13 protein-coding genes are annotated in these 18,317 nt (G+C 68.3%); 10 read left to right on the top strand and 3 right to left on the bottom strand.

Annotated features, from left to right (window positions below; genetic code table 11):
* Positions 1-380: 380 nt before the first annotated feature.
* Positions 381-728, bottom strand: a complete 348-nt coding sequence (locus ACZ1I2_RS22935) for a MarR family winged helix-turn-helix transcriptional regulator (RefSeq protein ID WP_465175711.1) — start codon at positions 726-728, stop codon at positions 381-383.
* Between the two features lie 295 nt (positions 729-1,023).
* On the opposite strand from ACZ1I2_RS22935, the gene ACZ1I2_RS22930 reads away from it, so the two are divergent.
* From ACZ1I2_RS22930 to ACZ1I2_RS22895, 8 genes are read left to right on the top strand one after another with little or no spacing between them, the layout of a single operon-like run.
* Positions 1,024-1,506 carry a TRAP transporter small permease subunit gene (locus ACZ1I2_RS22930; RefSeq protein ID WP_465175712.1) on the top strand — a complete coding sequence of 161 codons (483 nt, stop codon included), beginning with the start codon at positions 1,024-1,026 and terminating at the stop codon, positions 1,504-1,506.
* Complete coding sequence (locus ACZ1I2_RS22925) at positions 1,503-2,807, top strand: TRAP transporter large permease (RefSeq protein WP_465175713.1); 1,305 nt, start codon at positions 1,503-1,505, stop codon at positions 2,805-2,807. Before ACZ1I2_RS22930 ends, ACZ1I2_RS22925 begins: the two co-directional genes overlap by 4 nt.
* Position 2,808: 1 nt before the next feature.
* The gene (gene dctP / locus ACZ1I2_RS22920; protein WP_465175714.1) at positions 2,809-3,858 is read left to right on the top strand and encodes a TRAP transporter substrate-binding protein DctP; all 1,050 of its coding nucleotides are present in this window, start codon (positions 2,809-2,811) and stop codon (positions 3,856-3,858) included.
* Positions 3,855-5,054 carry a CaiB/BaiF CoA transferase family protein gene (locus ACZ1I2_RS22915; RefSeq protein ID WP_465175715.1) on the top strand — a complete coding sequence of 400 codons (1,200 nt, stop codon included), beginning with the start codon at positions 3,855-3,857 and terminating at the stop codon, positions 5,052-5,054. The genes dctP and ACZ1I2_RS22915 overlap by 4 nt, the downstream gene beginning before the upstream one ends.
* A gap of 2 nt (positions 5,055-5,056) precedes the next feature.
* Entirely contained in the window at positions 5,057-6,070 is a 1,014-nt protein-coding gene (locus ACZ1I2_RS22910) for a CoA transferase (RefSeq protein WP_465177096.1), read from the top strand.
* Entirely contained in the window at positions 6,067-7,218 is a 1,152-nt protein-coding gene (locus ACZ1I2_RS22905) for a CaiB/BaiF CoA transferase family protein (RefSeq protein WP_465175716.1), read from the top strand. Before ACZ1I2_RS22910 ends, ACZ1I2_RS22905 begins: the two co-directional genes overlap by 4 nt.
* Positions 7,215-8,465, top strand: coding sequence for a CaiB/BaiF CoA transferase family protein (locus ACZ1I2_RS22900; RefSeq protein WP_465171879.1), 1,251 nt, complete (start codon positions 7,215-7,217; stop codon positions 8,463-8,465). Before ACZ1I2_RS22905 ends, ACZ1I2_RS22900 begins: the two co-directional genes overlap by 4 nt.
* On the top strand, positions 8,462-10,876 hold the full coding sequence (locus ACZ1I2_RS22895) for a 2-hydroxyacyl-CoA dehydratase (protein ID WP_465175717.1): 2,415 nt from the start codon (positions 8,462-8,464) through the stop codon (positions 10,874-10,876). The genes ACZ1I2_RS22900 and ACZ1I2_RS22895 overlap by 4 nt, the downstream gene beginning before the upstream one ends.
* A 150-nt stretch (positions 10,877-11,026) precedes the next feature.
* On the opposite strand, the gene ACZ1I2_RS22890 is transcribed toward ACZ1I2_RS22895, so the two are convergent.
* Positions 11,027-13,573, bottom strand: coding sequence for a beta-glucosidase (locus tag ACZ1I2_RS22890; protein ID WP_465175718.1), 2,547 nt, complete (start codon positions 13,571-13,573; stop codon positions 11,027-11,029).
* 225 nt (positions 13,574-13,798) lie between these two features.
* Here ACZ1I2_RS22890 and ACZ1I2_RS22885 point away from each other — a divergent pair, with 225 nt between their 5' ends.
* Positions 13,799-15,055: an MFS transporter gene (locus ACZ1I2_RS22885; protein ID WP_465175719.1), complete on the top strand. Its 1,257-nt coding sequence runs from the start codon at positions 13,799-13,801 to the stop codon at positions 15,053-15,055.
* Positions 15,052-17,445 (top strand): glycoside hydrolase family 31 protein, encoded by a 2,394-nt coding sequence (locus ACZ1I2_RS22880; RefSeq protein ID WP_465175720.1) that lies wholly within the window; start codon positions 15,052-15,054, stop codon positions 17,443-17,445. The genes ACZ1I2_RS22885 and ACZ1I2_RS22880 overlap by 4 nt, the downstream gene beginning before the upstream one ends.
* A 12-nt stretch (positions 17,446-17,457) precedes the next feature.
* Here the strand turns inward: ACZ1I2_RS22880 and ACZ1I2_RS22875 are convergent, their stop codons facing one another.
* Entirely contained in the window at positions 17,458-18,246 is a 789-nt protein-coding gene (locus ACZ1I2_RS22875) for a FadR/GntR family transcriptional regulator (protein WP_465171885.1), read from the bottom strand.
* Between the last annotated feature and the right edge of the window lie 71 nt (positions 18,247-18,317).

Here is an 18,317-nt window from a genome sequence, read left to right as displayed (position 1 = left end):
ACGTGCCTTCTGGCGCCACTTTCGATCGCTATCTCAACCGTTTACCTCGGCGTTCCCTGTTATCCGGTAACAGGGAACGGGCGCGCGAAAACAGCGAACGCATCGCGCGGAACAGGGAAAGGATCTCACGCCCCGGGATTATGATCTTCACATGAGAAACAGCGGGCGGGACCAGGGGCCTCGGCTCGGGGGCGTTGCACCATTTCCCTGCCGATTTGAATCGATCTGCCGGGCGGCCGAGCGTTCGAGCTGGATTCCACCACCTCCGTTCGGGCTGAGCTTGTCGAAGCCCTGCTCTTCTCTTCCCAGGAAGAAAGAACAGCCCTTCGACAAGCTCAGGGCGAACGGGGAGAGGTGAGTGCAGCTAACTAAGTTTCGAGCTATTCCTTGGCCCGCGCTGCTTTCTGCGGCCGGACATAGGCCCGGTAGACCTTGTCGAGCGCGTCGTTGACGACGGTCCGCTCCTCCTCGGTCAGGGCGGCGAGGCCGAGTTCCTCGGTCGTTTCCAGCTCGGCGAAGAGCGCGTCGAGCGTGTCGCGGCCCTCGGGGGTGATGGCCAGCTTGTAGCGCCGGCGGTCATTGGTGGAGCGGGTGCGCTTGACCCAGCCGCGTGCCTCCAGATCGTCGACCATCGCGACCATCACCGACTTGTCGAGCCCGACCTCGCGGCTGAGATTGGTCTGGGAGATATCGGGATTGGCGGCGATGACCTCAAGCGCGCTGAACATGCCCTGGCGCAGGCCCCATTCGCGCGTCCGGGCCGAGAAATCGCGTGACAGCTGGTTCTGGACGCGGCGCAGGCGAAAGCCGAGGAAGCTGCTCAGCCGCCCGAGCGATACGTCGTCACCGGATTTCCTGCGTTCGCCGATGGCTCAAACTCCCTGCCGTCCATGGGCAGGCTATACAGATCGCAAGAAGCGATAAAAGCAAAACCGCACAAAAGCAAAATAGTTGATGACATCTACGGTTATATCTGCAAACTTGTTTTGAGGCGGGAATCATAACCCGGCCGAGGGAGGATGCGTGGACGCTTCGCCGGAAGAGAATGCATCGACAGGGCGCGGGCATCGTTTGCTCCAGGCGGTCGGCGCCGGGGCGTTGCTGCTGGCCATGGCCACCGACGCGATCGCGGTGATCGGGCGCCATGCCGGCTTCTCCTTTCTCGGCGCGATCGAGCTGTTCCAGATCTTCGCCGTGGTCGCGACCAGTGTCGCGATCGTGCTGGCGACGCTGTCGCAGCGCCATGCCGCCGTGCATATCCTGACCGAATATGTTTCGCCGCCGACGAAGCTGTGGCTCGACCGGGCGGGGCTGGCGGCGGGGGGCCTGTCCTTCGCCCTGCTCTGTGCCGGGTCGGTGTGGGTGGCGGCGGACCTGTGGGACACGCATGAAATGACCGAGCTGCTCGGCATCCCGCTGCGCTGGTTCCGGCTGGTGTGGATCCTTGCGGCCGGTGCGGTGACGTTGCTGTTCCTGCGCAGCCTGGTGCGGAGCTTCCGCCGATGACGCCGGAATGGGTCGGCCTGATCGGGTTCGTCGCGTTGCTCGCGATCCTGCTGGTCGGCATTCCGATCGGCGCGGCGCTGGCGCTGGTCGGCATGGTCGGGCTCGCCGTGATCATCTCGCCCGAGGCCGGGCTGATCAAGGCGGGCGTGGCGTCGTTCGACACGCTGTCGCGCTACGAGCTGGGCGTGCTGCCCCTGTTCATGCTGATGGCGCAGCTGTGCTTCGCGGCGGGGGCGAGCCGGGATTTCTTCGGCATGGCGTCGAGCTTTTTCGGGCATCGCCGCGGCGGGCTGGCGATCGCCTCGATCGGCGGGTGCGCGGGGTTCGGCGCGATCAGCGGATCGAGCCTGGCGACCGTCGCGACGATCAGCGCGGTCGCGCTGCCCGAGATGCGCGCGCAGGGCTACAGGCCGGGCTTCGCGACCGGGGCGCTGGCGGCGGGCGGGACGCTCGGATCGCTGACGCCGCCGAGCGGGGCGCTGATCGTCTATGGCATCATCGCCGAGCAATCGATCGGCAAGCTGTTCGCCGCGGCGATCGTGCCGGTGGCGACTCAGGCGCTGTTCTATGTCGCGGTGATCATGCTGCTGTGCCGGTTCAACCCGACGCTGGGCCCGGCCGGCCCGCGCGCCTCCTGGGCGGAGCGGCGCGCGTCGCTGGTGCGGGTGATCGACATCGCGGCGCTGGTGCTGTTCGTGGTGGGCGGGCTGATCATCGGCTGGTTCACCCCGACCGAGGCGGCATCGATCGGCTGTGTCGGCGCGCTCGGTGTATGCGCGCTACGCGGCAAGCTGACCCGGGCGGCGGTGTCCGAGGCGCTCGGCTCGACCCTGCGCACCACGGGCATGATCTACACCATCATCATCGGCGCGATCATCTTTTCCACCTTCGTCAGCGTGACCGGCATCCCCGAGCATATGACGAGCCTGGTACAGGGTCTCGGCGCGAGCCCGATACTCGCGGTGATCGGGATGGCGGTGGTGCTGCTGGTGCTCGGCTCGTTCCTCGACGGACTGGCGCTGATGCTGCTGACCGCGCCCCTGTTCCTGCCGGTGATCGAGAGCCTGGGGCTGAGCCCGATCTGGTTCGGCATCTTCCTGGTGCGCACGATGGAGATCGGCTTCGTCCATCCGCCGCTGGGGTTCAACGTCTATGTCATCCATTCGCTGGCGCGCGACATCTCGCTCGGCACGATCTTTCGCGGCATCATCCCGTTCCTGGCGAGCGACTTCGTCCATCTCGCGATGCTGATCTTCATCCCCGCGACCGTGATGTGGTTGCCGACGATCCTGGCGCATTGAGATGGCCCGGCTGACGCTTCTCTTCGCCTTGCTGCTCGGTCTGCTGGGCGGGTGCGGTCGCGCGCCGGCGCCCGACGGCGCGATCGTGCTGACCTATGCCAGCCCCTATCCGGCGACGCATACCTTCAGCCGGGCGGACCAGGCGTGGATGGATTATATCGCGCGGGAATCCAAAGGGCGCATCCGGATCAAGCCCTATTGGGGCGGGGCGCTGCTGTCGTCGAACGAGAATATGCTCGAGATCCGCCACGGCGTCGCCGATATCGGGATGATCACGCCGATGTATGCGCGCAGCGCGCATCTCCAGCGCATCCAGCCGAGCTTCTATAGCGGGGTCGGCACCATGGCCGACCAGGTCGCGGTCTATCGTTGCCTCGCCCAGACCTATCCGGCGTTCAATGCCGAGGTGCGCGGGCTGCATGTGCTGGCGGTGCAGGGCGGCAACTTCCCCGGCATCCTGACGCGCAACCGGCCGGTGCGGACGCTCGCCGACCTGAAGGGGCTGAGGCTGCGCGCGCAGGAGGACACCGCGAACGTGCTGCGCGCGCTGGGCGCCGACCCGGTCAACATGTCGATGGCGGAAGTCTATCCGTCGATGGCCAAGGGCGTGATCGACGGCGTGGTGACCCCGATCGATGCGCTCCGGGCGATGCATCTCGCCGATGTCGCGCGCTATTACACGACGCTGCGCGTGCCGCGGGGCGCCTATCCCGCGCGGGCGATGGGCGACAAGGTCTGGCAACGGCTGAGCCCGGCCGACCAGGCGCTGTTCACTCGGGCGGAAACCGTGTGGGAAGCGGCGATGATCGCCGAGCTCGACAAGTCCGTCGCCGTCTCGACCGATTATGCGAAGGAGGCCGGGTTGACCTTCGTCGATCCGGCGCCGGGCGCACAGGCCGAGTTCGACACGCTGTACCGCGCCAATGCGACGAAGCTCGGCGCGTCGCTCGGGCGGATGGGCATTCCGGGGCGGGAGATCGCGGAACATGCGACGGCGCTGGTCGCCCAGCGCACCGCGGGCCGGCCGCTCGATTGTGGGACAGTGAAATGACGCAAGCCCAAAACACTCAGGCACTCACGGGCGTGAAGATCGCCGATTTCAGCTGGGTCGGGGCGGGGCCGCGCGCGACCAAGGACCTGGCCGATCACGGCGCGACCGTGGTGAAGATCGAGAGCCGCAAGCGGCTCGACCTCGGGCGGCTGAGCCCGCCGTTCAAGGACGGCAAGCGCAACCCGGACGGGTCGTCCTTCTTTGCCATCACCAACACCAGCAAGCTGGGCGTGACGATCAACCTGGGCGATCCGCGTGGAATCGAGGTGGCGAAGCGGCTGGTCGCCTGGGCCGATGTCGTGGTGGAGAATTTCGGCAAGGGTTTCATGGAGCGGATCGGGCTGGGCGCGGACGTGCTGCGCGCGATCAAGCCCGATCTGATCATATTGTCGGTCAGCGTCGCGGGACGAGTGGGGCCGATGTCGGACCTGCGCGGCTATGGCAATTCGGCGGCGGCGCTGTCCGGGCTGGCGGCGCTGTCGGGCTGGCCCGATCGCGGGCCGCATATGCCGCCCTTCGCGTACGGCGATGTCGTGGCGCCGATGTTCGGGACGATGGCGGTGCTCGCCGCGCTCGAGCGCAAGAGGCAGACCGGCGAGGGGCAGCATATCGACGTCTCGCAGGTCGAGCCGCTGGTGCATGTGCTGAGCGATGTGCTGATCCGCCGGCAGATCGAGGGCGAGGCGTTCGAAAAGCCCGTCAATGCCGCCCCGGGCATGGCGCCGCACGGCATCTTCCCGGCGCGCGGGTTCGACCAATATTGTGCGATCGCGGTGCGCGACGATGCCGACTGGCGGGCGCTGGCGGGGATCATCGGGGCCGACCCGGCGCTCGACCTGGCAGCGCGCGCCGCGCCGGAGGTCAGCGCCGTGCTGGCCGACTGGACGCGCGGGCGGGACAAGCATCTGATCGCCGAGCAGCTGGCCGCAGCAGGTATCCCGGCGGAGGCGGTGCAGGACGGGCGCGAGGTGTTTACCGACTCCGAACTGATCGAGAGCAGCCATTATGTCGCGATCGAGCATCCGGTGCTCGGCAGGTGCGACATGCCGGGGCCGCCGGCGGATTTCTCCCGGTCCGACGTGAAGATCGGGCCGCCGCCCATGCTGGGCGGGGACAATCATCACGTGTTCGTCGAGATGCTCGGCATGGACGCGGACGAGATTGCGGCGCTGGCCGATGAAGGGGTGCTGGCGTGACGATGCTCGGTCATCTGAAAGTGGTCGACCTGACCCGCGATCTCGGCGGCTATGCCGGCGTGATGCTCGCGGAACTGGGTGCCGATGTGGTGCAGGTCGAATGGGCCGACCCCGTCGGCGATGCGGCCGAGATCGCGATGGCGCGGCGGGGCAAAAGGATCGAGCGCATGGCGCTGGACGATGCGGCGCTGCGTGCTCTGGTCGACGAAGCGGACGTGCTGCTGCGTGGGCCGGAGGCGATGCCGGCGGGGCTGGGCGCGACCAACGAGCGACTGATCGATGTGGCGATCCTTGCCTTCGATCCGCATGGGCGCAACGCGGGGCGGCCGGCCACCGATCTGACGATCATGGCGCGGTCCGGCCTGCTGGCGATCGTCGGCGATCCGGACCGGCCGCCCATGGCGCTGCCCGGGCGCCAGGCCTGGGCGCTGGCCGGCATCCACGGCGCGATCGCCGCGCTGACCGCGCTCAATGCGCGCGCGGCGAGCGGGCTGGGCGAGCGGGTGATCGTCTCGGCCTATCGATCCGCCGTGCTCGCCAATTACCGCGAGCCGGTGAGCTGGCAATGGGCGGGCAAGGTCGGGCAGCGCACGGGCAATCTGCTGGTGCGCGGCAAATCCGGCGTGAAGCAGATCTGGTCCTGCGCCGACGGCTTCGTCACCTGGGCGCTGGTCGACAATCCGCCGATGATGCGCGCGACCGTCGCGCGCATGGCCGAGGATGGCATGGCGGGCGACCTGGGCGCGATCGACTGGGAGGCGATCCTGGTCGCGGACATGCCGCAGGAGACGTTGCAGGCATGGGAAGGCGAGATCGGCGCGTGGCTGATGACTCACACAAGGGCCGAGCTGAGCGCGATGTCCAACAAGCATGGCATGGGGCTGTCGGCGATCGACGAGGCGGCCGATGTGATCGCGAGTCCGCATCTCGCCGCGCGTGGCCTGTGGCGTGACGACAAGGTCGACGGGCATGCGGTGCGTGTGCCCGGGCCGCTTTACCAATGGAGCGCGGCATGACGGACAGCGCCATGGCCGGCCCGTTGCAGGGCATCCGGGTCGTCGATTTCTCGAAGTTCCTGCCGGGGCCTTATTGCACCTGGATGCTGGCCGATCTGGGCGCGGACGTGGTGCGGATCGAGCATCCGCGCGAACTGGCGAAACAGGCCAAGGTGTTCGGCTGGGACAAGCTGCCCGAGGCGGAGCGCGCACGCATTCGCGGGCAGGACATCTTCGCGCGCAACAAGCGCAGCATGTTGATCGACCCCGGCGCGGCGGAGTCGCGCGAACCGATCGAGGCGTTGCTGCGCAGTGCCGATGTGCTGGTCGAGGATTACCGGCCGGGCGTGCTGGATTCGATGGGTTTCAGCTATGAGGCGGTCGCGGCGATCAACCCGAGGCTGATCTATTGCTCGGTCACGTTGTGTGGCCAGACCGGGCCGTATCGCGACAAGCCCGGGCATGATCCGGTCGCGCTCGCCGTGTCGGGTGCGCTGTCGCGGATCGGCGAGGATCCGGCCAGGCCGGGATCGGCGGGCGTGCCGGTCGCCGATCTGCTGAGCGGATCGAATGCGGTGATCGGCATCCTCGCCGCCCTTCAGGCGCGCCATACGACCGGGCGCGGCCAGCGCGTCGACATCGCCATGTCGGACAGCGCGATGGCGCTGATCGCGCCGGTGATCTCGCGCAATCCCGATCTGTCGCGCGCGCCGGGACGCGGGCGGCACCGTGCCGACAGCGGCATCTACGAGACGCGCGACGGGCGCTTCATCGTCGTGACCGACATGGAGCCGCGATACTGGGAGCGGTTCTGCACGGCGATGGGCTGTCCGGACTTCATCGCGGCGCAGAACGACAAAACGCGCCGGGTGGAGATCATCGCCTGGCTGAATGCCGCGTTCCTCGCACAGCCGCTCGATCACTGGCTGGCGCTGCTGGCCGAGGCCGATACGCAGTTCGCGGCGGTCAATTCGGTCGAGGAAGCATTGGCCGATCCGCACAATATCGCGCGCGGCATGTCGATCGCCGTGGCGAGCGGGAGCGGCACGATCCGCCATATCGGATCGCCGATCAACCTGTCCGACACGCCCGCCGTTGCGCCGCGCCCGGCGCGGCTCGCGGGCGCCGATACCGAGACCATATTGACCGAATTGGGGTTTTCGACATGACCGATGCTGATCTGCCGCGCCCGCTGGAAGGGCTGCGCGTGATCGACCTGACCCGCGCTCTGGCCGGGCCTTATGCCACCTTGCTGCTCGCCGGGCTCGGCGCCGAAGTGATCAAGGTGGAGGATCCCAAGGGCGGCGACCTGGCGCGCGAGAACAGCCCCTATGTGGGGCGCGACGGCGTCGTCATCGAGCGGCGGCATGAGGACGACATCTCGATCTCCCATCTGACGCGCGCCCGGGGCAAGCGCGGCGTGGCGCTGAACCTCAAACATCCGCGCGCGCGCGACGTGTTCCGTGATCTGGTGAAGACTGCCGACATCGTGGTCGAGAATTTCACCGCGGGCACCGCCGACCGGCTCGGCGTGGGGTACGGGGCGGCGCGCGAGGCCAATCCGCGCATCGTCTATTGCTCGCTGAGCGGCTTCGGCGCCGACGCGCCCGAGGGCGGCAAGGCGATGGACGTGATCATCCAGGCGCTGTCCGGCGCGATGTACACCAGCGGCGATACCGACCATCCGCCCGTGCGCATGGGCGTGCCGATCGCCGACATGCTTGCGCCGGTGTTCGCGGTGATCGGCATTCTGTCCGCGATTCATCAGCGCGAGCGGACCGGGGAGGGGCAGCATGTCGACATCTCGATGCTCGGCGCGCTCACCTCGTTCGTCGCGATCGAGAATTGGGCGGCGATGCGCGCGGTGGACATGCCGGCGCGGACCGGGCTGACGGTGCAGCGGCTGTCGCCGTTCGGCGTGTTCGAATGCGCCGACGGCTATATCGCGCTGGTCGCGGTGCACCACAAGCTTGCGGCCGGGCTGTTCGCGGCGATGGGGCAGCCCGAACTGCTGGAGGATCCGCGTTTCGCGACGCGCGACAACCGGGTCGCCAACGCGCCCGTGCTCGAGGCGACGATCACCGCATGGTCGAAGGCGCTGACGGTGGCGCAGGCCGTCGCCGCGCTGGAGGCGGAGGGCGTGCCGGTCGCGCCGGTGCGTCACCCGGAAGAGGCGCTGACCGATCCGCGCGTGGTGGCGCGCGAGGAGACCAATGCGGTGTCGCATCCCGACTACGCCTCGGTCGTCGAGCTGCGCACTGCGGGCATTCCGATCCAGTTCTCCGCGTCGCGATCGGGCTTCGACCCGGTCCTGCCGGTCATGATCGGCGAGCATAATGACAGCGTCTATGGCGAGTTGCTGGGGTATGACGCGGCGACCATCGCCGAGCTGACCCGGGACGGCGTGGTCGCATGACCGCGGCCGCGGCGCTTGCCCGGCTGGCCGGGGCGTGCGCCGATCCGCGTGCGGTGGCGGCGGAGGTGCGCGCGGCGGGGCGGCGGGTGGCGTGGATGCTGGGCAGCGACCTGCCCTATGCGCTGGTCGATGCAGCGGGGTTCCATCCGATCCGCCTCGTGCCCGATGCGCGGGTCGACCGCAGCGCGATCGATGCGATGGTCAGCGCCGAGACCCTGGGCGAGCGCGGGCGATCGCTGCTGGCGGAGATCATCGCGCTGCCGGCCGGGGATGCGCTGCTGATCTCGCATGCGGATACCGAGCAGCCGCAGATCTTCGCGACGTTGCGCGAGCTGGCGCGGACCGGGGCAATTGCCAGGCCCGAGGTGCATTTCCTCGACCTGCTGACGATCGATCGGCCTGCGACCGAGCGCTATAACCGCATCCGGGTCGAGCAGGCGGTGGCCTGGCTGGGCGGAACGGGCGACCTGGGCGGAGCGATCGGTCGGCGCGAGGCGCAGCGGGAGGCGGTGGTATCGGTGCTCGGGCTGCGGGCCGAGGGCCGGCTGAGCGGGGTCGAGGCGCACATCCTTGTCGCGGCGGCGTCGATCCTGCCGGTGGACGAATTTGCCGATCTGCTGGCGGCGATCGAGGCCGGGAAGGCTGAGCTGCCGGTGCGTTCGGGGGCGCGCACGCTGCTCAGCGGGAGCGATATCGAGGACGTCGCCACGATCGCGCGGATCGAGGCGCTGGGGGCGCTGGTGATCGGCGAGGATCATGGATGGGGCGCGGCGCGGGTGCATCGGGCGCTGGCGCGCGATGGCGATCCGATCGCGGCGCTGGCGCGGTCCTCGCTGACGCCGGTGTGGGGTGTGTTTTCCGGCACGGCGGACCGGGCCACGGGCCTCGGCGCGGCGGTGGCGCGGCTTCGGCCCGAGCGGGTGCTGCATCTCAGCCGCAGCGGCGACGACAGCGCACCCTGGGAGGTCGCTGCCCTGCGCCGCGCGATCGAGGCGAGCGGCGTGCCGATGCTCGCTGCGGCACCGGACAGCGACTCGATCGCGCGCTTTATCGCCGATGGCCATGCGGCTGCGGCGAGTGTCGTGCCGGAACCAGAGGAGGCCGCTCCAGCGCCCCGTCCGCGCGCGCCGCGCAGCCGCAAGTCGCTGGCGGCGGTGGCGCGCTTCGGCGCCTATCAGCGCGAGTGGTTCGCCGAGGTCCGCGCTGCCGCCCTGTCCGGCAAGACCTTCGCGGCGGTGAACGCCAATGCGCCGCAGGAGATGCTGCGCGCGATCGGCATTCCCTTCGTGGTCAATCAATGGTGGGCGTCGATCGTCGCGGCCAAGCAGCAATCTCCGCGGTACGCCGGGCTGCTCGCGGCCAACGACCTGCCGCCGGCGGTGGAAGCCTATAGCGCGCAGGGCGTGGCGGCGGCGTTCGACGATGACGCGGCGCTGGCACCCTGGGGCGGGCTGCCGCGGCCTGACGTGCTGGGCATGGTGGCGAGCACTGACGCGACCACCCATCTGTTCGAGGCGTGGCAGGCGGCGACGGGCGCGCGGTTGCAGCGGTTCCAGCGCAGCGTCGAATGTCGCTGGGATATCCCGATCGACTGGTGGGACGGGCTGGCGGACCGCTGGGACGATTTCATCGAGCCCGAGCGGCTCGACCTGTTCGAGGCGGAGCTCAAGCTGGCGATCGCCGAGCTGGAAGAGCTGTCGGGCGCGCGGTTCGATCCCGCGCGGCTCGAGGAAGTGATGACTCTCGTCAACGAGCAGGAGGACCATTATCGCGAGACGCGCGACCTGATCGCGCGGACCGTGCCGGTGCCGGTCGGCATCGTCGACACCATGCCCGCGACGATGGTGCCGCAATGGCATCGCGGGACCGAATGGGCGCGCGATGCGGCACGCGATTTCCATGACGAGGTGGCCGAGCGGGTGCGGGCGGGCGAGGCGGCGTGCCCGAACGAGCGCATCCGGCTGATGTTCGTCGGCCGCGGGCTGTGGAGCGACATGCAATTCTATCAGCGCTGGGAAGAGAGCCATGGCGCGGTGTTCGTCTGTTCGATGTATCTGAGCCTGGCGGCCGACGGCTATATCCGCCGCCACGATCGCGGGCGCGATCCGCTGCGGGCACTGGCCGCGCGCTTCGTGACGATGGGCGACGAGCTGCGCATGCCGACCTGGGCGGGGGCGTGGCACGTCAAGGAAGCGCGGCTGCACCAGTGCGATGGCGCGGTGGCGCTGTCCGATGCCGATCCGCTGGTGCTGCGCGCGCTGCGCGATGCGGGGATCGCGGTGCTGGAGCTGGGCATGGACAATTTCTCGCGCGACGAGGCCGCCGAGGCGGATGTCGACGCACGGGTGGCGGCGTTCCTGGAGGGACCGGCGGGTGCGGCGAGTGACGCGCGGCGGGCGAAATTGGGGTAGGACTGGCGGCCTGGAACTGAAGGTCGTTTGATCGATAGTTGAATGCCGTCATGCTGAACTGGTTTCAGCATCCAACGCTCCACCAGCGGCGGCATTGGTTGTTGCACATTGGATGCTGAAACGAGTTCAGCATGACGGCAGGTTTGTACTCTAGCGGGTAAACGCCCCCGCCGGGACCAGGTCGCGCGGCGAGGACGAGGTGCCGACCTTGACCTCATATCTTCCCGACGGAATGACCCAGCGCCCGGCGGCCTTGCTCCACACGCCAAGCGGATGATGGCTGCTCGCCGGATCGATCGTGATCGTGACCTGGCGGGATGCACCGGGTTCCAGCTCGACGCGGTCGAAACCGACCAGTCTTTTGGGGGGCTGCGCGGCGCCGAGCGCATTGGCGCTGGCCGGCAGCGACAGATAGGCCTGCACGATCTGAGCGCCGGCGCGCTTCCCGGTGTTTTTCACGGTCATCGTCACGCGGTAGCTGCCTGTCCGCCGGTCAGGCGCCAGCCTGGGGCTCGAGGTGGCGAAGCTGGTATAGGACAGGCCATGGCCGAACGGGAAGGCGATGCACGGGTTGCTGCCTGCCGTCACGGCGCAGTGGCCGCCGGCATTGGCGTCGTACCAGCGATAGCCGATGTCGAGCTTCTCGCTATAGGTGACCGACGGTGACTTGCCGTCGCTGCCGGGGACGCCGGGAAATTGCTGCGGCGTGACCGAGTCGAGAAAACCCTTGCCGGTAAGCGGAAAGGTGACCGGCAGCTTGCCCGACGGGTTCGTCCGGCCGAACAGCAGGTCCGCGACGATGTTGCCGTCTTCCTGGCCCGGAAACCACACCTCCAGGATCGAAGGACCCTGCGGACCGAGCAGACCGGGGTCGATCGCGACGCCGGCATTGTCCTTCAGCACGAGCACGGTCTTCTGCGACATCGGACGCCCGGTGGTGGACCGGGTCGCCATGATGCCGGCCAGCATCGCGACCGTCTGGCTCGACCGGGCGGTGTTGGCGCCCGGGTCCTGCGTCGCGATCAGATTGGGCCTGGCGACGTACCAGTCGAGCGAACTGCCCGCCGCCGCGCTCGCGGCCAGTTCCCGCCCGGTCGCGTCCCTGAACGTCGCGCGATCCGCGCCTTCTTCGGCGTTCGTGCCTGCCATGACGACCACCGCGTCCGCCGCCGCGACCTGATCGAGCGCCGCGGCAAAGGACGATGCCTTGCCGTCGACCGTCGCCGATGCGTTGGCGTCGTCGACCAGCACCATCCTCACCTGAGTGTCGTCGTGGCCCATCTCGCGCAGCGCGGTGCGGATACCGTCGATCGGCGACACGGTATAATGCGGGACGACGTCGGAACTGCCGCCGCCCGCCCCCATCGAGCGGCCCAGGACCGATCCGCCGGCCACGGCCTGTTGCGCGTAGACCTGCGACGCCTTGCCGACCAGGGCGATCACCCGCGCATTCCGCACGATCGGCAGGGCGCCGTTGTTCTGCAGCAGCACCGCGGACCGGGCGCCGATCTCGCGCGCCTTGCGTCCGCCTGCCTGGAAGTCGATCGGCGTCTGGACCAGCGGCCGGTCGAAGATGCCGGCCTTGAACATCTGCGTATAGCGGCGCTCCAGCGCGGTATCGATCTCACCGGTGGTGATCGCGCCGCTTGCCAGCGCGGCGTTCAGCTTGGCGGGAGTCCAGTGGATCGGGGTCGGCATCTCATGGTCCATGCCGCCCGCCAGCGTCGGCGCCGTGCTTTTCATCGCGAAGAAATCGGACTGGACATAGCCGGTAAAGCCCCAGTCGCGGCGCAGCACGCCGTTCAGCAGGGGTTCGTTCTCGCAGGAATGGAGGCCGTTCACATAATTATACGAGCACATGATGCTCGCGACGCGGCCGTCCTTCACCGCCATTTCGAACGGAATCAGGTAAAGTTCGCGCAGCACCTGCTCGTCCACCGTCTCCTGGATGGTCATCCGGTTGGTTTCCTGCTCGTTCGCGACGAAGTGCTTCGCCATCGCGATGATGCCGTGCGACTGCACCGCCCTGGTCTCGGCCACGGCCATCGTGCCCGACAGCAAGGGATCCTCCCCGAAATATTCGAAGTTGCGGCCGAGGATCGGCAGGCGCGCCAGGTTCACGCCCGGCGCCTCGAAGACGTGGAGCGCGAGATTGGTCATCTCGGTGGCGATGACGCCGCCGAAAGCCGCGGCGACGCGCGGGTCGAACGACGCGGCGATCGCCATGCCGGAGGGAAGCGCCGTCGCCTGCGCCGAGCTGGGATGCGAATAGGCGGCGTAGATCGCATTGCCCCCGGCGGCAGCTTCGGCCTGCACGCTCTTGTCGACACAGTCATTCTGGCCGACGCCGACCGGGCCGTTGGTGATGCGGAAGGTCGGAATGGCGAGAGCGGGGTTACCCGTCACATGGCGCGCGCCATAGCAGTTCGGCAATTCGGGCAGCAGCGCCGGCATGCTGCCGGTGAGCTGCTGCATCTTCTGCGCCAGGGTCATCGCGGCGATCAGCTGATGCGCGCGACGCCGCGCGATCTTCTCCCTGGCGGTATCGGTCGTTGCCGCGGCCTGGCTGGAAACGACGGACGGACTCATCCAGGCAAGCTCGCGCTGAGCGTAGGCGGCGCTACTGGTCAAGCCAATCAGGACGCTGGCGGCGGTCAGCTTCAGGGCTATCCCACCGCGCGATTTGGCCGCCTTCATCCACTCTCTCCTCTGCTGAAACGGTCTGCGGGACGTTGCCCGCGCCGCGAATTACCGGCGATAAGACGCCGCCCAAGCAGCTTCGTCAACCTGTCGCGCGCAAAATTGTCAGGCCATCGAGGCTCTACGCGACTTTCTGGCCTGACCAATATCGACAAAGGGTGACGGGTGGGATAGTCCGACGGCATAAGAGAAACGGGCCGGTGGCCTGGCGGGAGGGAAGGGTTGAGGCGAATACCATATCTGCGCTGGTGGATCGTCGCGCTGATCTGCTTCGGCACGATCGCCAATTATCTCGCGCGCAATTCGCTCGGCGTGCTGGCGCCCGAGCTCAAGACCAGTCTCGGCATGACGACTCAGCAATACAGCTATGTCGTCGGCGCCTTCCAGCTGGCCTATACCGTGATGCAGCCGGTGGCCGGTTTCGTCGTCGACCGGATCGGACTGCGCAGCGGCTTCGCCCTGTTCGGCGTTGCCTGGTCCATCGCCAACATGCTGCATGCGCTCGCCGCCGGCTGGCTTGGCCTGATGTTCTTCCGCGGTCTGCTCGGCATGGCGGAGGCGGCGGCGGTGCCGGCCGGGATCAAGGCGATCGCGACCTGGTTCCCCGCGCGGGAACGCTCCGTCGCGGTCGGCTGGTTCAACGCGGGCACCTCGCTCGGCGCGCTGATCGCCCCGCCGGTGGTCGTGGCGGTGTCGTTATGGGCCGACTGGCGCCTGGCCTTTGTCGTCACCGGCGCGGTCGGGCTGGTATGGGCGGCGGCGTGGTATGGCTTCTACCGCAGCCCGGCCGAGCATCCGGCGATCACGCCCGACGAGCTGGCGCTGATCCAGGCCGACCGGCCGCCCCTGACCGGTCGCCGCGCGACGGCGCGCGAGATCCTCGGCACGCCGAAATTCTGGGTGATCGCGGTGCCGCGCTTCCTCGCCGAGCCGGCCTGGCAGACCTTCAGCTTCTGGATCCCGCTCTATCTTGCCACCGAGCGCGGCATGGACCTGAAGCAGATCGCTCTGTTCGCCTGGCTGCCCTTCCTCGCGGCCGATCTCGGTGGCGTGCTCGGCGGCTATCTGTCGCCGTTCCTGATGGGGCGGCTGCGCCTGTCGCTGATCACGTCGCGCGTCGCCGGCATCGTCCTGGCGGCGGTGCTGATGATCGCGCCGGGATGCATCGGCCTAGCCGCAAGCCCCTATACCGCGATCGCGCTGTTCTGCGTCGGCGGCTTCGCGCACCAGATGATCTCGGTGCTGATCAACACCCTGTCGGCCGATGTCTTCACCGCCGAGGAGGTCGCCACCGCCAACGGCTTTATCGGCCAGGCGGGCTGGATCGGCGGGCTGCTGTTCTCGCTGCTGATCGGCCAGCTCGCCGATACGATCGGCTATGCGCCGCTGTTCGCGGCCTTGTCGGTGTTCGACCTGATCGGTGCCGCGGTCCTGGTCGTCAGCATTCGCCACCTCGTTCCCGCGGAGTCCCGCCGATGAAGCGCGCCACCTTGTCCAACCCGCCGCTGTTCGCGGTGCATGAACAGGCGCGGGGCCGGCTGACGCTGGTGGCCGATACCGGGGCGACGGCGCATCTGTTCGTGCTGGAGGAGGATATCGCGCGGCTGCTCCTGCTCGCCGATGGCGCCGTGACGAGCCCGCCGAGCTGGGCGATCGCGCCGGGCGCTGCAGATATCGCCGAGCCGGGGCGCGACCGGATGGATCTGGACGGCTTCACCTGTCCGGATTTCCACGTCGAGACTCTGGATGGGGTAGTGACGGTCGCAACGGCCCGGCTGCGCGTGCGGATTCGCCTGCACGGGCTGCACTGCATCTGGGAACAGCATGACGGCGCCGAGTGGCGCCTGATGGCGGAGGACCGGCCGACCCAGGCCTATGACTTTGGCTGGTGGGACGGCCGCGTGCACCATTATTGCGCGCGGCGACCGGGCGAGCGCTTCTACGGCCTGGGCGACCGTTCGGGCGATACGGACCGCGCGGGGCGCAGCTTCCGCCTGACCAATCTCGATCCGATGGGCTATGACGCCGAGAATGGCGATCCGCTGTACAAGTCGATCCCCTATATCTTGGTCGCCGACGCTGCCGGGCACTGCCACGGCGCCTTTTACGACACGCTTGCCGACACGGCGTTCGATTTCGGCCGCGAGCTGGACAATTATCACGGCCTGTATCGCCACATGGTGGCGGAGGCCGGCGATCTCGACCTGTGGATGATCGCCGGGCCCGATCCGCTGGCGGTGACGCGCCGCTTCACGTGGCTGACCGGCCGGCCGGCGCTGATGCCGCGCTGGTCGCTCGGTTATTCGGGATCGACCATGACCTATACCGACGCGCCCGACGCCGCGGTGCAGATGGCCGGGTTCATCGAGAAGCTGGCGGAGCACGATATCGGCTGCACCTCGTTTCATCTGTCCTCGGGCTACACCTCGATCGGCGACAAGAGATATGTGTTCCACTGGAATCGGGAGAAATTCCCGGAGCCCGCCCACTTCGTCCAAAGCTATGCGGCGGCGGGGATCCAGCTCGTTCCGAACATCAAGCCGGCGCTACTGCGCAGCCATCCGCGCTATGACGAGGTCGCCGCCGAGGGGCTGTTCGTGGCCGATGCGGAGGGTGTGCCGGTGGAAGCGCAGTTCTGGGACGAAGTCGGCAGCTATATCGACTTCACCAATCCCGCCGCGGCGCAGTGGTGGCGGGCGCAGGTCGGCAGCGCTCTGCTCGACCAGGGCATCGTCGCGACCTGGAACGACAATAACGAATATGAGATCTGGGACAGGCGGGCGCGGTTTGCGGGCTTCGGCACGCCTCGCGCGGCGGCCGATTGGCGCCCCGTCCAGCCCCTGCTGATGTCGCGGGCCTCACGCCGCGCCCAGACCGAGGCCGCGCCGGCCAACCGCCCCTATGTCGTCACCCGGTCGGGCATGGCGGGGCTGCAACGCTATGCCCAGACGTGGAGCGGCGACAATCGCACCGAGTGGAAGACGTTGCGCTACAATGCCCGCATGGCGATCGGCCTGGCGCTGTCCGGTGTGTCGAACAGCGGGCATGACGTCGGCGGGTTCGCCGGGCCGGCGCCGTCGCCGGAATTGCTGGTCCGCTGGGTGCAGGCGGGCGTGCTGATGCCGCGCTTCAGCATCCATAGCTGGAACGACGATCGCAGCGTCAACGAGCCCTGGATGTACCCCGAATCGCTGCCCGCGATCCGGCGCCTGATTGCGTTGCGGCAGACATTGTTGCCGTTCTTCTACGATCTGCTGCATCGATACCATCAGGCGTATGAGCCGATGGTGCGGCCGACCTGGCTCGATTTTCCCGGCGACGCGGCGGCCTGGGCGGAAAATGACGAGCATCTGCTCGGGCCTGACCTGCTGGTCGCCACCGTCATGGAGGCGGGTGCCGATACGCGCACCGTCCGGCCACCGGCCGGGGCGGAGTGGCTGGACGTGTGGACCGGCGACCGCGTTGCTGGCGGCGTGACGGCGGTGCTCGACGCACCGCTCGACGGCCCGCCGCCGCTGCTCGCGCGAGCGGGATCGGCGATGCTGGTCGATCTCGCTGAAGGCGGGTGGCGGCCCGGGCCCTATCGCCGCGGCGTCTGGCTGTTCCCGCCACGCCAGGGCGCCTTTGCCTGGTCCGCCCTCGAGGATGCCGGCGACGGGGCAGGGGCGATCGACCAGTGGTGCATTACCGGCACTGCGGATGCGGCACGAATCGTCCTGGAGGTGCGGCGCGAGGGGCCGGGGACCTTTGGCGACGACAGGATCACGCTCCTGTTGCCGCCGGGGGAGGAGCGCGAACTGATCGTGAATGGCGGGATTGGCGATGCCGTCAAGCATGAGGGCCGGCGCGGCGTGGTCATCAGGGTCTGACGGCGACCGGCGTTACACCGCCACGCGCTTCGCCAGGTCAGTGCGCTTGGCCTCCACTTCGGCGCGGGCGCGGTTGACCGCGTCGTTCTCGGTTGCCTGCAACAGGCCGTCGATCACACGGGCGAGGTGATTGCGCATCGCCGTGCGGGCCGCCTTGGGGTTGCGGTCGCGCAGTGCCGCCAGGATGACCTGATGTTCGTCGATGCGCGGCTGGACGCCGACGCTGCGCGCGCGTTCGAGCATGTGCGCGCAGAGCGGCGAGCGGTAACGCGCGTCCCACAGGGATTCGACGACATCGACCACGGCCGAGTTGCGCGTCGCGCGTGCGATGGTCAGGTGGAATTCGCGATCGGCATGTTCGCCGCTGATATTCTCCAGATTCTCGCGTTCCATCTCGCCGATCAGCGTCTCGAGCGTCGCGATCTCGGCATCGCTGATGGACACCGCGGCTAGCGCCGCCGCCTCCGCCTCGAACAACCGGCGCGCCTCGGTCAGCTCGAACGCGCCGATATCGAGCCCGATGGTCGGCGCGTCCAGCGGCGGATTGTCGGTGACGAAGATGCCCGCGCCGTGACGCGACCGGACGATGCCGATCACCTCGAGCGCGATCATCGCCTCGCGGATGGTCGGCCGGCTGACCTTATACTCGTCGGCCAGTTCGCGTTCGGACGGAATGCGCTGTCCGGGGGCAAAATCGCCGCGCTGGATCGCCTCCGCCACCGCGGCGGCGACTTGCTGGTAGAGTTTCCGCCCGTCCGCTTGCAGCGTGGCCGTCGCCGGGTCGCCAACTGGTCTGATCAATTTCTTCAATGGCATAGCTGAACTGGCCTATACCAGCCCCGTGACAATCGGGCAACAGGGCGAAAGCCACC

The sequence above is a fragment of the Sphingomonas sp. BL-S-29 genome (assembly GCF_055521495.1).
The sequence above is the reverse complement of the archived record's forward strand: the minus strand, read 5'-3'. Positions and strand labels throughout refer to the sequence as shown.